The sequence below is a fragment of the Streptomyces sp. NPDC096310 genome, assembly GCF_044763125.1.
Lineage (GTDB): Bacteria > Actinomycetota > Actinomycetes > Streptomycetales > Streptomycetaceae > Streptomyces.
In genome coordinates this window covers 23045-37697 of sequence record NZ_JBIWFO010000003.1, presented here as the reverse complement: position 1 = coordinate 37697, position 14653 = coordinate 23045, and the positions used below count along the sequence as shown (strand labels likewise).

General features: G+C 70.8%; 9 protein-coding genes. 6 read left to right on the top strand and 3 right to left on the bottom strand.

Annotated elements, in window-relative coordinates; all coding sequences use genetic code 11:
- The first annotated feature begins 28 nt into the window (after positions 1-28).
- Genes ACIQ7D_RS08465 through ACIQ7D_RS08455 form a run of 3 tightly spaced genes read left to right on the top strand, consistent with a single transcriptional unit; the run spans position 29 to position 3766 of the window.
- On the top strand, positions 29-1420 hold the full coding sequence (locus ACIQ7D_RS08465) for an ABC transporter substrate-binding protein (protein WP_403935194.1): 1392 nt from the start codon (positions 29-31) through the stop codon (positions 1418-1420).
- Between the two features lie 4 nt (positions 1421-1424).
- Positions 1425-2813, top strand: coding sequence for a carbohydrate ABC transporter permease (locus tag ACIQ7D_RS08460; protein WP_403935191.1), 1389 nt, complete (start codon positions 1425-1427; stop codon positions 2811-2813).
- Positions 2810-3766: a carbohydrate ABC transporter permease gene (locus ACIQ7D_RS08455; RefSeq protein WP_403935188.1), complete on the top strand. Its 957-nt coding sequence runs from the start codon at positions 2810-2812 to the stop codon at positions 3764-3766. The genes ACIQ7D_RS08460 and ACIQ7D_RS08455 overlap by 4 nt, the downstream gene beginning before the upstream one ends.
- 103 nt (positions 3767-3869) lie before the next feature.
- Here the strand turns inward: ACIQ7D_RS08455 and ACIQ7D_RS08450 are convergent, their stop codons facing one another.
- On the bottom strand, positions 3870-4508 hold the full coding sequence (locus ACIQ7D_RS08450) for a TetR/AcrR family transcriptional regulator (RefSeq protein WP_403935185.1): 639 nt from the start codon (positions 4506-4508) through the stop codon (positions 3870-3872).
- Between the two features lie 178 nt (positions 4509-4686).
- On the opposite strand from ACIQ7D_RS08450, the gene ACIQ7D_RS08445 reads away from it, so the two are divergent.
- The 3 genes from ACIQ7D_RS08445 (at position 4687) to ACIQ7D_RS08435 (ending at position 7331) form a co-directional block, all read left to right on the top strand.
- Positions 4687-5655 carry an ABC transporter permease gene (locus tag ACIQ7D_RS08445; protein WP_403936046.1) on the top strand — a complete coding sequence of 323 codons (969 nt, stop codon included), beginning with the start codon at positions 4687-4689 and terminating at the stop codon, positions 5653-5655.
- A 124-nt stretch (positions 5656-5779) separates the two neighbouring features.
- Positions 5780-6526, top strand: a complete 747-nt coding sequence (locus tag ACIQ7D_RS08440) for an ABC transporter ATP-binding protein (protein WP_403936044.1) — start codon at positions 5780-5782, stop codon at positions 6524-6526.
- 214 nt (positions 6527-6740) lie between these two features.
- Complete coding sequence (locus ACIQ7D_RS08435; RefSeq protein WP_403935182.1) at positions 6741-7331, top strand: TetR/AcrR family transcriptional regulator; 591 nt, start codon at positions 6741-6743, stop codon at positions 7329-7331.
- Positions 7332-7406: 75 nt separating this feature from the next.
- Here the strand turns inward: ACIQ7D_RS08435 and rox are convergent, their stop codons facing one another.
- Together rox and ACIQ7D_RS08425 are read right to left on the bottom strand one after the other, a co-directional pair.
- Positions 7407-8834, bottom strand: coding sequence for a rifampin monooxygenase (gene rox / locus ACIQ7D_RS08430; RefSeq protein WP_403935181.1), 1428 nt, complete (start codon positions 8832-8834; stop codon positions 7407-7409).
- A gap of 298 nt (positions 8835-9132) precedes the next feature.
- Entirely contained in the window at positions 9133-14301 is a 5169-nt protein-coding gene (locus ACIQ7D_RS08425) for an NAD-glutamate dehydrogenase (RefSeq protein WP_403935178.1), read from the bottom strand.
- Positions 14302-14653 lie beyond the last annotated feature (352 nt).

Below are 14653 nucleotides of genomic sequence, written 5' to 3'. Positions count from 1 at the left end.
CAGAGCATCCAAGGCGCTTGGCCAGGGCATGGGCACCAGTGGCGACGGCAGGACGGTCCACGGGACCCGCCGGGCCGCCGTGGCCCTCGCAGCCGTCGGTGCCCTGGCCCTCAGCGGCTGCGGTGGCGACTCCGACGACAACGGCAAGGGCTCGGGCTCGGGCTCGGGCGACAGCACCGGCAAGCCCGCCGCGGTGACGGTCGAACTCCCCAAGCTGGACGGCGAGAAGATCCAGGTGGCCGCCGTATGGACCGGCGCCGAGCAGGCCAACTTCACCAAGGTCCTCACCGAGTTCGAGAAGCGGACCGGGGCGACGGTCACCTTCGTCCCCGCCCAGGACCCGATCGTCAACTTCCTCGGCACGAAGATCGCGGGCGGCAGCCCGCCGGATGTGGCGATGCTCCCGCAGGTCGGCGCCATCCAGCAGGCCGTGGAGAAGAAGTGGGCCAAGCCCGCGGGACCGGAGGCCAAGGCGCAGCTCGCCAAGAACTACGGCAAGGGCTGGCAGGACCTCGGCGCGGTGGACGGCGAGCAGTACGCCGTGTACTTCAAGGCCGCCAACAAGTCGCTGGTCTGGTACAACAACGCCGCCTTCGAGAACGCGGGCGCCTCCGTCCCCAAGACCTGGAAGGAGTTCCTCTCCACGGCCGAGACGGTCTCCGCGTCCGGTGTCACGCCCGTCTCGGTCGGCGGCGCGGACGGCTGGACCCTCACCGACTGGTTCGAGAACATCTATCTCTCCCAGGCGGGCCCGGAGAAGTACGACCAGCTCGCGAAGCACGAGATCAAGTGGACCGACCCGTCCGTGAAGGACGCGCTCACCACGCTCGGCGAGCTGTTCGGCAAGCCGAACCTGATCGCGGGCGGTACGGACGGCGCGCTCCAGACGGAGTTCCCCGCCTCGGTCACGCAGACGTTCACCGGCGGTGACCAGCCCAAGGGCGCGATGGTCTTCGAAGGGGACTTCGTCGGCGTCAACATCGGGGAGACGGACGCGAAGATCGGTACGGACGCGAAGGTCTTCCCGTTCCCGGCGGTCGGCGCCGACTCGCCGGTGGTGACGGGCGGCGACGCTGCCGTGGCGCTGAAGGACACCAAGGGCGCGCAGGCGCTGCTGACCTTCCTGGCCTCCACGGACGCCGCGAAGATCTGGGCGGAGGCGGGCGGCTTCGTCTCGCCGAACAAGTCGCTGGACCTCGCCGCGTACCCGAACGACGTGCAGCGCGGCATCGCCGAGGCGCTGATCGCGGCGGGCGACGACTTCCGCTTCGACATGTCGGACCAGATGCCGCAGTCGTTCGGCGGTACGCCCGGCAAGGGCGAGTGGAAGTCCCTCCAGGACTTCCTGAAGAACCCGAAGGACGTGGCCGGGGTCCAGCAGGAGCTGGAAGCCGCCGCGGCCAAGGCGTACAAGAGCTGACGCGGTGACGACGGCGACCCCGGAGGGCGGCGCCACGCCGCCGCCCCTCCCCGCGTCCGCCCCGGCGGACCCGTCCTCCACGTCCCCCAAGGGGCGCGGCCCCAGAAGCGTCACCGGTACGCGCAAGCTCGTCGCGGCGGGCTTCCTGCTGCCCGCTCTGGTGCTGCTGGGCGCGCTCGTGGTGTATCCGATCTGTTTCTCGGTCTACCGGTCGTTCTTCGACAAGTCCGGCGCGAACTTCGCCGGATTCGACAACTATGTGGAGCTGTTCACCGACGACTCCATCCTGACCGCCGTCAAGAACAACGCGATCTGGGTGGTGGTCGCCCCGACCGTCGCCACCGCGCTGGGCCTGATCTTCGCCGTACTCACCGAACGGGTGCGCTGGGGAACGGCGTTCAAGCTGATCGTCTTCATGCCGATGGCGATCTCGATGCTCGCGGCGGGCATCATCTTCCGGCTGGTGTACGAGCAGGACCCGGCCCGCGGGGTCGCCAACGCGGTCTGGGTCGGGGTCCACGACACGTTCAGCGAGTCGGCGGGGTATCCGAAGGCCCATCCGCTGCCGGTACATCCGCTGAGGGCGGGCGGTGGCGGCTCGTTCGTCACCAAGGAACCCGTCGCGGCGGGTACGGAGGTGCTGCTCCCGCTGGTCGGCGTCGCCCCGGCGAAGATGCCCTCCGACGCGCGGCCCGCGAAGGCGGCGCAGCCAGAGAACGGCCGGGTCACCGGCACGGCCTGGCTGGACTTCACCCCGGGCGGCGGCGGGAAGCCGAACGTCATCGACCCGAAGGAGCTGGGACTCAGGAGCCTGAAGGTGGAGGCGGTCAAGGACGGCAAGGTCGTGGCCTCCGCGACCGCGGGCGCCGACGGGACGTTCAGCCTGCCGGCCGCGGCCGACGGGGCCCAGCTCCGGCTCCCCGCGGCCAACTTCAAGGAGCCGTACAACGGGGTGGAATGGCTCGGGCCCACCCTGGTCACCCCGGCGATCATCGGCAGCTATCTGTGGATGTGGGCCGGGTTCGCGATGGTGCTGATCGCGGCAGGGCTGGCGAGCGTGCCCCGTGAACTCATGGAAGCGGCCCGGGTGGACGGCGCGACCGAGTGGCAGGTCTTCCGCCGGATCACCGTGCCACTGCTGGCCCCGGTCCTCGCGGTCGTCATGGTGACGCTGATGATCAATGTGCTGAAGATCTTCGACCTGGTCTTCATCATCCCGCCGGGCTCGTCCCAGGCCGACGCGAACGTGCTGGCGCTCCAGCTCTACCGCTCGTCGTTCGGCACGGACGCGGATCTCGGGGTCGGCAGCGCCATCGCCGTACTGCTGCTCCTGCTGGTGATCCCGGTGATGCTCTTCAACGTACGGCGCATGCGAAGGGAGACGCGACGATGACCACGACGACGGCGTTGGACGCGGACCCCGGTCCCGAACCCGGCCCGGGCTCCGGCCCGGCGAAGGCGAAGGCGGACGCGACGGCGCGGACGGGCCCGGCGAAGGCGTCCCTGGGCGGCCGGATCGCGGCGCACGCGGGCGGCGGGGCGGCCCGGGTCTTCCTGGTCCTGGTCGGCCTGTTCTGGCTGATGCCGACGATCGGCCTGTTCATCTCGTCGCTGCGCGACCCGGCGGACATCAACGCGAGCGGCTGGTGGAAGGTGTTCACCGCGCCCGCGCAGCTCACCACCGAGAACTACACGCGGCTCCTCGACAACGACATCATCACCAACTCGCTCTTCTCCACCATCATGATCACGGTCCCCTCGACGCTCCTGGTCGTGGTGATCGGCTCGTTCGCCGGATACGCCTTCGCCTGGATGGACTTCCCCGGCCGCGACTGGTGGTTCCTGGCGGTCGTGGGGCTGCTGGTGGTCCCGGTGCAGGTGGCGCTCGTACCGGTCGCCAAGCTGTTCGGCGCCATCGGCATCTTCGAGACGACCTTCGGCGTGATCCTCTTCCATGTCGCCTTCGGTCTGCCTTTCGCGATCTTCCTGCTGCGCAACTTCTTCGCGGAGATCCCGAGGGAGCTGCTGGAGGCGGCACGGCTCGACGGGGCGGGCGAGATACGGCTGTTCACGCGGGTCGTGATGCCGCTCGGCGGGCCGGCGATCGCCTCGCTCGGCATCTTCCAGTTCCTCTGGGTCTGGAACGACATGCTGGTGGCGCTGATCTTCGCGGACTCGAAGAACCCGCCGATCACCGTCGCGCTCCAGCAGCAGGTACGGCAGTTCGGGAACAACATCGATGTCCTGGCGCCCGGCGCGTTCGTCTCGATGGTGATCCCGCTGGCCGTGTTCTTCGCGTTCCAGCGGCAGTTCGTCCAGGGCGTGATGGCGGGAGCCGTCAAGTAGCGGCGTCCTGAGCGCGGTTGATACGGAGAGGGCCGGCCGGTGTCTGTGCGGACACCGGCCGGCCCTCTCCCGTTCCCGCGCCGGTGACGGCCGGCGCAGCAGGTCAGCTTCGGTCGAGCGCGGCGACCGCCGAGGCGGCCAGATCGTCCAGGTACCCCTGGGGCAGCGCGCCCCGGACGACGACCAGCCGCCAGTAGAGCGGTCCGACGATCAGGTCCAGCGCCCGGTCGGCGTCCGCGCCCTCGGGCAGTTCGCCGCGTGCGACGGCCTCCCGGACGATCACGGCGGCGATACCCCGCTGGCCGTCCAGCAGCGCCGTCTTGATCGCGTCGGAGATCTCGGGGTGGCGGGCCGCCTCCACCAGCAGATCGGGGATGACCTGCGAGGCGACCGGGTGGCGCAGGGCGTGCGAGGCCACTTCGAGCAGGGCGCGCACGTCCCCGTACAGCGAACCGGTCGAGGGGGCGGGCAACCCCTGTGCGGCGAAGGCCGAGACCAGGTCGAGGACCAGCTCCAGCTTGGACTTCCAGCGGCGGTAGACGGCGGTCTTGCCGACGCCCGCGCGCCGCGCGATGCCCTCGATGGACATCCGGGCGAACCCGACCGCGGCCAGTTCCTCGAAGACGGCGGCGCGGATGGCGTCGGTCACGTCCTCCCGGAGCACGGCGGCGCCGGCGGGCACCCGGCGGGTGGCGCGGGGGTCCGCGGCGGTGCCGGGGCGTGGACGGGGGTCGGTAGTCATCAGCACCGAGCATAGCGGCGCCCCGGCGCTCCGGCCACGTGACGACGACACGGTTGCGTTGCGACGTTCTCCGGGCCTACCGTGGCGTTGCGACGATACGGCAGCGTCCCGTCGTCGGGAGCGGAGACGACCGCCCCCGCCACCGTCGAAAGCGACATCTGTGAGCCAGAGCCGGACGATCACAGCGACACCACCGGACACCCCTGCGGCGCCCGCGCCCTCCGCGCCCGCGGCCGCCCCGCCCGCGAACTCCGCGCCCGCGACCCCCCTGCCGCCCGCGACCGACCTCGGCGCCCTCGCCCGCCGGCACGGCCTGACCGTGAGCGGCGCCCGCCCCTCGCTCCCCGACTACCTGCGGCAGCTCTGGTCGCGGCGCCACTTCGTCACCGCGTTCGCGACGGCGCGGCTGACCGCCCAGTACAGCCAGGCCAAGCTCGGCCAGGTCTGGCAGATCATGACCCCGCTGCTCAACGCGACCGTCTACTACTTCATCTTCGGGGTGCTGCTCGACACCAAGCGCGACATCCCCGACTTCATCCCGTTCCTGGTGACGGGCGTCTTCATCTGGACCTTCACCTCGAACTCGATCATGGCGGGCACCCGCGCGATCTCCGGCAACCTCGGTCTCGTACGGGCCCTGCACTTCCCGCGCGCCGCGCTGCCGATCGCGCTCGCCCTCCAGCAGCTCCAGCAACTGCTGTTCTCGCTGGGCGCGCTGGTGGTGATCCTGGCCTGCTTCGGCGAGTACCCGGACGCCGGCTGGCTGCTGGCGCTGCCCGCCCTCGCGCTCCAGGCGGTGTTCAACACCGGTGTCTCGATGGCGCTGGCGCGGCTGGCCGCCAGGACCCCGGACATCTCCCAGCTCATGCCGTTCCTGCTGCGTACCTGGATGTACGTATCCGGCGTGATGTGGAGCGTGGACCGGGTGACGAAGGGCGAGAACGTGCCGCACATCGTCACCGTGGCGCTCCAGTGCAACCCGGCCGCCGTCTACATCGATCTGATGCGCTTCGCGCTCGTCGACAGCTTCACCGCCGCCCAACTGCCCCCGCACGTCTGGGCCGTCGCCCTCGGCTGGGCGCTGGTCGCCGGTGTCGGAGGGTTCCTGTTCTTCTGGAAGGCCGAGGAGGAGTACGGACGTGGCTGATACGTTCACCGATCGCACCCCGGAGCCGGGCACGGCCCGGGGACCGGGCGCGGACCCGGAGCCGGGCGCCGCACCCGGGCGGGACGCGGCCCCCGAGCCGGTCCCCACCGTCGTCGTCGACGGCGTGCACATCACCTACACCGTCCATGGCACCAAGGGCGGCCGGGGCAGCGCCACCTCCGCCCTGAGCCGGATCCTCTCCCGGCGCTCCACCCCCGGCGCGCGCGAGGTGCACGCGGTCAAGGGCGTCAGCTTCGCCGCGTACAAGGGCGAGGCGATCGGCCTCATCGGCTCCAACGGCTCCGGGAAGTCGACGCTGCTCAAGGCCGTCGCGGGGCTGCTGCCGCCCAGCCGGGGCCGGGTCTTCACCCGGGGCCAGCCCTCGCTGCTCGGCGTCAACGCGGCGCTGATGAACGATCTGACCGGCGAGCGCAACGTCATCCTCGGCGGGCTGGCCATGGGCATGACGCGCGAGCAGGTGCGGGAGCGCTACGAGGACATCGTGGAGTTCTCCGGGATCAACGAGAAGGGCGACTTCATCTCACTGCCGATGCGGACATACTCCTCGGGCATGGGAGCCCGGCTGCGCTTCTCGATCGCCGCGGCCAAGAGCCATGACGTCCTGCTGATCGACGAGGCGCTCTCCACCGGCGACGCGCGGTTCCAGCGCCGCAGCCAGGAGCGTATCGCCGCGCTGCGCGAGGAGGCCGGCACGGTCTTTCTCGTCAGCCACAGCAACAAGTCCATCCTGGAGACCTGCGACCGGGCGCTGTGGCTGGAGTCGGGCACGCTGCGGATGGACGGCACGGCGCGGGAGGTCGTCGCGGCGTACGAGGAGTTCACGAGCGCCGGCCGGCACCGGAAGAAGTAGGGGCCCGCCCGGAGCGCGGCCCGGCGGCGGGCCGGTGGCGAACCGGTGGCGGCGCCGCGAGGCTTGGCCGCCGGGCACCCGCTCTGCCATGATAGGCAAACGGAACTTTGTTCCGGAAGTACGGAAGTACGGAAGTACGGAACTACCGGTACGGACCATGTTCCGGCAGGCCGGCTGTTCCGGCAGACGGCCCGGCAGCGGAAGGAGCGGCGCGGTGAACGACAGCGACCGGAGCGCGGGGCCCGCGGCCCCGTCCAAGCGGGCGGACGCCCGGCGCAACAAGGAGACACTGCTCGACGCCGCCGCCGCGGTCTTCGTCACCTCGGGCGTGGAGGCGCCGGTACGGGACATCGCGGCCGAGGCCGGCGTGGGCGTGGGCACGATCTACCGCCACTTCCCGACCCGCGCCGACCTGATCATCGCCGTCTACCGCCACCAGGTCGAGGCGTGCGCCGAGGCAGGACCGGTCCTGCTGGCGGCCGGCCCGACCCCGCACGCCGCGCTGGGGCGGTGGATCAACCTCTTCGTCGATTTCCTGGTCACCAAACACGGGCTCGCCGGCGTGCTCCACTCCGAGGGGGCCGGCTTCGACACGCTGCACGCCTACTTCCTCGACCGCCTCGTGCCCGTGTGCACCCAACTGCTCGACGCCTCGGCCGCCTCCGGCGAGATCCGGTCCGACCTGACGGCGCTTGAGCTGATGCGCGGCGTCGGGAACCTCTGCATCGGCGCGGACAGCGATCCCCGCTACGACGCCCGCCGCCTGGTCGGACTCCTCATCGCGGGGCTACGCCAACCCCTCTGACCAGGGGACGTGCCGACCGGGGCGCCCGGCCGGAGGCCGCCGCCGGCGCCGCGACCGGCGGGCCCGGTCGCGTACTCATCCGGTGGGGGCGCCGAACCACCGGGACAGGTGGCCGAGCAGATCCGCCTGGTCGTCACCGACCCACGCGACATGGCCGTCCGGCCGCAGCAGCACCCCGTCCACGTCCAACTCCTCGCTCCCGTCGACGACATGGTCGACCCGGTCCGCCCAGCCCGCCACCGAGAGCCCGCCGGACCGGTCGAGCAGCAGCCCCCGGCCTCCGTGCATCAGCCCGTAGAGGCGCCCGCGCTTCAGCTCCACGTCCCGCAGCCGCCGGCCGAGGAGTTCATGCCCCTCACCGAAGTCGTAACGGACCCCGATCGCGGTGATCTTCTCGATCAGGTACTCGTTCACCTTCTCGAACTCCATCAGCTCCGCCACCAGCCGGCGCACCGCCCGCGGACCCGGCTCGTGGGACAGCAGCAGCATCTGCGCGCGCGTGTTGTCCAGTACGGCGGCGGCCACCGGGTGCCGTTCGGTGTGATAGCTGTCCAGCAGCCCCTCCGGCGCCCAGCCGTTGACCTCGGCGGCCAGCTTCCAGCCGAGGTTGTACGCGTCCTGGATCCCGAGGTTGAGCCCCTGCCCGCCGGTCGGCGGGTGGATGTGCGCCGCGTCACCGGCCAGCAGCACCCGGCCCGTCCGGTAGCGCTCGGCCAGCCGGGTGGCGTCGCCGAACCGGGAGAGCCGGCGCGGCGTGTGCACACCGAAATCCGTACCGGCGACCTCCCGCAGCCGCCGCCTGAACTCCTCGAAGGTCGGCGCGACCGCGCGGTCCTCCGCCACGCCCTCGGCGGGCACGATGACGCGGAACGTCCCGCCCTCCAGGGGCATGGTGCCGAACCGGAAGTGGGTCTTGCGGACCTCCGCCACCACGGCGGCCACCTTCTCCGGATCCTCCCCCACCTCCATCTCGCCCAGCAGCGTCTCGACCCTGCTGGGTTCACCGGGGAAGCCGACCCCGAGCAGCTTGCGCACCGTACTGCGGCCACCGTCGCAGCCGACCAGGTAGCGGGCCCGTATCCGCGTACCGTCGGCCAGTTCGGCCGTCACCCCCCGCTCGTCCTGGCTCAGCCCGGCCACCTCGCTGCCGCGCCGGATCTCGGCGCCGAGTCCGGTGGCGTGCTCGGCCAGCAGGCGCTCGGTGGTGGTCTGCGGGATGGCGAGGACGTAGCTGTGCGCGGTGTCCAGCCGCTCGGGCCACCTGCTGCCCATACCGGCGAAGAAACCGCCGACCGCGAACGTCTCACCGAGCGGGAGGAACCGTTCCAGCAGACCGCGCTGGTCCATCATCTCGATGCTGCGCACATGAATCCCCAGGGCACGGGACTGCCGGGTCGGCTCCGCCTCCTTCTCCAGCACGAGTACGCGTACACCGTGCAGCCGCAGTTCACCGGCCAGCATCAGTCCGGTCGGACCACCGCCGGCGATGATCACGTCAATCATGAAATACCCCCCATTACTTCCCCACGCTGGTGCGTCGGCTGGTGATTCTGCGCCATGACGGGGGTCTTGCCGCAAGCCCCCCGGTGCGCTATACGTTGAGAGTGGAAAGGAGTCCGTCGCCGACGTTTACGCCGGTGTGACGCCGACTCGTTCCGCGCCTCGTACACACAGCGCCTCGTACACGGACAGCGCCAGGGGCGCCCGGCTCGTTGGTGAGCCGGGCGCCCCTGGCGCTGTGTGCTGGTCCTGCGGCCGCCTGTCCTGTGGCCGTCGACCCCTGTGGCCGCCGACCCCGCCGTCAGCGGTGCGTGCGCAGCAGCGTCCGCATGGTCCGCATCGCGACCGAGAGATTCGCCAGGTCGAACGCGTCCGAGTTCTGGATCTCGTCGAGCGTGGCGCGCGACCGGGTCAGGATCGCGGCGTTCTTCTCCTCCCAGGCCGTGAACCGCTCCTCGGGCGTCGAGCTGCCGTTGCCCACCGTCAGAACGTCCGAGGTCAGCCCGGCGTGCGCCGCGTACAGGTCCTCGCGAATCGAGGCGCGGGCCATGGACTGCCAGCGGTCGGCCCGCGGCAGGTCCACGATCCGGTCCATGAGCCGGCTGATCCGCAGCCGGTCCCCGAGGTCGTAGTACACCTCGGCGACGGCCAGCGGGTCCTGCTCCGTACGGTCCGCGATGGCGACGATGTCGAGCGCCGGGAAGACGGACGAGAACCCGGCGACCCGCAGGGCCAGTTCCTCGGGCACCCCGGAGTCGGTCAGCTCGGTCAGGATGGCCTGGTACCACTCCAACTCCGGGCCGCGCAGCATCGTCGGGAGCTGGGCCCAGACCCGCTCGACGCCCGCCGCGAAGAACTCGATCGTCCCCGCGATCTCCAGCGGCTGCGGCCGGTTGCCGAGCAGCCAGCGCGTGCCGCGCTCGACCAGCCGGCGCGAGTGCAGCCTGATCCGGGTCTGGACGTCGGCCGGGACCTGGTTGTCCAGCGCCTCGACGGCGTCCCACACCGCGTTCAGCCCGAAGATCTCCCGGGCCGCGGCCTGCGCCCGTACGATCTCCTCGATCGACGCGCCGGTCTCCTCTCGCAGCCGGTGCAGGAAGGTCGAACCACCGGTGTTGACAGTGTCGTTGACCAGGACCGTGGTGATGATCTCGCGGCGCAGCGCGTGTGCGTCGATCTGCTCGGCGAACTGTTCGCGGAGCTGCTGCGGGAAGTACGCGTGCAGCAGGGCGCGCAGATGCGGGTCGTCCGGCAGCTCGGTGTGGATCAGCTCCTCCGCCACCGTGATCTTGGTGTAGGCGAGCAGTACGGCGAGTTCGGGCTGCGAGAGGCCCCTGCCGGAGTTGAGCAGTTCCCGGATCTGGCGGTCGGCGGGGAGGAACTCCAGCGCCCGGTCGAGATGTCCGTCGCGCACCAGCCGGCGCATGAAGCGCTGGTGGGCGTGGAGGAGGGAGGGCGCCTGCGCCTGGGCGTTGCCGAGCGCGGTGTTCTGCGCGTAGTTGTTGCGCAGGACGAGCGCGCCGACCTCGTCGGTCATCGCGGCGAGCAGCTTGTTGCGCTGCTTGACCGTCATGTCCCCGTCGGTGACCAGACCGTTGAGCAGGATCTTGATGTTCACCTCGTGGTCGGAGGTGTCCACGCCCGCGCTGTTGTCGATGGCGTCGGTGTTGACCTTGCCGCCCTCGCCGCCGGCGCCGCGCCGGGCGAACTCGATCCGGCCGAGCTGGGTCAGTCCCAGGTTGCCGCCCTCGCCGACGACCTTGGCCCGCAGGTCCTCGCCATTGACGCGGATGGCGTCGTTGGCCTTGTCGCCGACGTCCGCGTCCGTCTCGGTGGACGCCTTCGCATACGTACCGATCCCGCCGTTCCAGAGCAGGTCGACCGGGGACTGGAGGATCGCCTTCATCAGCTCGGCGGGCGTCAGCTTGGTGATGCCCGGCTCGATGCCGAGGGCGTCGCGGACATGCGCGTTGACGGGGATCGACTTGGCCGTACGGGGGTGGATGCCGCCGCCCGGCGACAGCAGCCCCTTGTCGTAGTCGGCCCAGGAGGAGCGCGGCAGTTCGAAGAGCCGGCGGCGCTCGGCGTACGAGGTGGCCGCGTCGGGGTGCGGGTCGATGAAGATGTGCCGGTGGTCGAAGGCCGCGACCAGCCGGATGTGCTCGGAGAGCAGCATGCCGTTGCCGAAGACGTCACCGGACATGTCGCCGACGCCGACGACGGTGAAGTCCTCGCTCTGGGTGTCGTGGCCGAGTTCGCGGAAGTGCCGCTTCACGGACTCCCAGGCGCCGCGGGCCGTGATGCCCATGCCCTTGTGGTCGTAGCCCGCGCTGCCGCCGGAGGCGAAGGCGTCCCCGAGCCAGAAGTCGTAGGAGACCGCGACCTCGTTGGCGATGTCGGAGAAGCTGGCGGTGCCCTTGTCGGCGGCGACCACGAGATACGTGTCGTCCCCGTCGTGGCGCACGACGTCGGCGGGCGGCACGACCTCGCCGGCGACCATGTTGTCCGTGATGTCGAGCAGCGCCGAGATGAAGATCTTGTACGAGGCGATGCCCTCGGCGAGCCAGGCGTCCCGGTCGGCGGCCGGGTCGGGCAACTGCTTGGCGACGAAGCCGCCCTTGGCGCCGACCGGCACGATCACGGTGTTCTTGACCATCTGCGCCTTGACCAGGCCGAGGATCTCCGTACGGAAGTCCTCCCGCCGGTCCGACCAGCGCAGCCCGCCACGCGCGACCTTGCCGAAGCGCAGGTGGACGCCCTCGACGCGCGGGGAGTAGACCCAGATCTCGTAGGCGGGGCGGGGAGCGGGAAGGTCGGGAATGGCCTGCGGGTCGAACTTCATCGACACATAGCTGTGGTGCCCGCCCTGCCCTCCCTTTCCGCTTCCCTTTACCTCGCTGACGCTCTGGCCCCTCCCTCCGCTTCCCTCGCTGGCGCTCTGGCCCCTCCCTCCGCTTCCCTCGCTGGCGCTCTGGCCCCTCCCTCCGCTTCCCTCGCTGGCGCTCTGGAAGAAGTTCGTACGCAGCGTGGCCTTGATGAGGGTGAGGAAGGAGCGCAGGATCCGGTCCTCGTCCAGGCTCGCGACCTGGTCGAGGGCGCCGTCCAGCTCCTCCAGCATGGCCTCCGTCAGCTCCGTGCCGGCGCGCTGGCGGCCGGGCGACATGCGGGCCTCGAAGAGCGAGATCAGCAGCCGGGTGGTGTGCACGTTGGAGCGGAGGGTGTCCTCCATGTAGTCCTGGCTGAACGTCGAGCCCGACTGGCGCAGGTACTTGGCGTAGGCGCGCAGCACCATCGCCTGACGCCAGTCCAGACCGGCGCGCAGGACCAGGGAGTTGAAGCCGTCGTTCTCCGCGGCTCCGGTCCATACGGCGGCGAAGGCGTTCTGGAAGCGCTCGCGGTCGTCCTCGGTGAGGTAGTCGCCGCCGCCCGAGCCCCCTTGGGGCAGCCGCAGCCCGAAGTCGTAGATCCAGACGTGCGTACGGTCCGTGCAGCGCAGCTCGTACGGCCGCTCGTCGACGACCTCGACGCCGAGCCGCTGGAGCACCGGGAGGACGGCGGAGAGGGAGACCTGCTCGCCGGAGCGGTAGATCTTGAAACGCCGTTCGCCGGGGCCCGCGCCGACCGGTTCGTACAGGGAGAGCGAGAAGTCCGCCTCGGCCTTGTCGAGCGCTTCCAGGTGGACCAGGTCGGCGACCGCGGCCCGCGGAGAGTGGTCGGCCTTGTAGCCCTCGGGGAAGGCGGTCCCGTACTTGCGGAGCAGTTCGGCGGCGCGCTCCTCGCCGCACTCGGCGTTCAGCGCCTCGCCGAACGCGTCGGCCCAGGAGCGGGCCGCTGCCACCAGGCGGGCCTCGATCCGGTCCGCGTCGGCGTCGGTGAGCTTGGCCAGCTCCGTGCCACGGGGGACGCGGACCACGAAGTGGAGCCTGGAAAGGATCGATTCCGTGTTCCACGCGGTGAAGTCGACGCTGGTGCCGCCCAGCTCCTCCTTGAGGATGTCGACCAGCCGCAGCCGCACGCCGGTGGTGTAGCGGTCACGCGGCAGGTAGACGAGCGCGGAGTAGTAGCGCCCGTACTCGTCCTGGCGGAGGTAGAGCCGCAGCCTGCGGCGCTCCTGGAGGTAGAGCACGCTGGTGACGATGGAGCGCAGTTCGTCGACGGGCGTCTGGAACAGCTCGTCGCGCGGGTAGGTCTCCAGGATCTGGAGCAGGTCGCGGCCGTCGTGGCTGTTGGGCGAGAAGCCGGCGCCCTCCAGGACCTCGGCGACCTTGCGGCGGATCACCGGGACACGGCGTACGGACTCGGTGTACGCGGCCGAGGAGAACAGCCCGAGGAAGCGGCGCTCGCCGACGACATTGCCCTTGTCGTCGAACTTCTTCACCCCGACGTAGTCGAGATAGCCGGGCCGGTGGACGGTGGCGCGGCTGTTGGCCTTGGTGAGGATCAGCAGCTTGTGCTCGCGCGCCTTGGCGCGGGCGTCGGCCGGCAGTCGGCTGAAGGACGGGCTGACCGGGTGGTCGTCGTCCTCGCTGTGGTGCGGGTCGGAGCGCAGCACACCGAGCCCGGTGCCGGGGACGGCCGTCAGGGCGTCGCTGTCCGTCAGCTCGTACTCGCGGTAGCCGAGAAAGGTGAAGTGGTCGGCGGCGAGCCAGCGCAGCAGCTCACGGGCCTCTTCTACCTCCTGGTCGCGCAGGTCGTCGGCGGTCGGCTCGCTGGGCAGCTCGTCGGCGATGCGCAGCGCGGCGCCGCGCATCTTCTCCCAGTCCTCGACGGTTTCGCGGACGTCGGACAGGACGCGCAACAGGTCGGCGGTCATCTGCTGGAGATCGGCGCGGTCGCTCTCGCGGTCCACCTCGACATGGATCCAGGACTCCGTGAGCGCGTCGTGGGGGCGCTCGGCGGAGGCGGCCACCCCTTCGGGAAGCACCTCGATCAGCTTGCCGGTGACATCACGGCGCACGACGATCTGCGGGTGGATCACGGCGTGGATGCCGCGGCCCTGCCGGGAGAGTTCGTTGGTGACGGAGTCCACGAGGAAGGGCATGTCGTCGGTGACGACCTCCACCACGGAGTGGCTGCACGTCCAGCCGTTCTCCTCGACCGTCGGGGTGTGGACCCGTACGCTCGCCGTCCCCTGGGGGCGGTTCCCGGCCAGCCGGTAGTGCGAGAGCGCGGCGCCGAGGACATCGGTGGAGTCACGGCCCGCGAGGTCCTCCGGGGCCGTGTGCAGGTAGTAGCGCTGGAGGTACGCGAGGACCGCGGCACGGTCGGCGCCGTCACCGTCCCCGGTGCCGCCAGGACCGGTGCCGCCCGGCCCCGTGCCACCTGGGCCCGTGCCGTCGGACCCGGCGGTGGCCCCGTCCTTCCGGAGGCCGCCCCCCAGCCCCCCGGCACCCCCCAGCGGGCTGTTCTCAGCGGCCCGGGCCGCCTGTTCGAGCAGCTCGGCCTTGGCTTCGTCCAGCTTGGTCTGCATGTCCTCTGGCTCCTGTCGCGCGCCGTTGCGTGACGTAGGTGAAGGAAGCGACACAACGCCACGACGCGGGGTTTCCGGTCTGGGTCGACGTTATGCCGCGATGAGAGATGTCCGGGGCCTTATTGACCAATTTTGGCAGTCGCCCTGCCTCCGGTGCCGCGACCGGCAGGCGATCCTGACGTGGGCATCGACCCGGGTGAGCGGCGGTCGCCCGGGCGCGTTGGCGCTCCGGGCGCAGGCCGGGGGCTTCGCTGCCCCCACGGCGTATCGCGCTGATCACGCGCACCAGGCTATCGCTCTCCACCCAGCCTCCGTCATGGGCCGCTTGTGTACAAATGCAAGGCGCCGAATT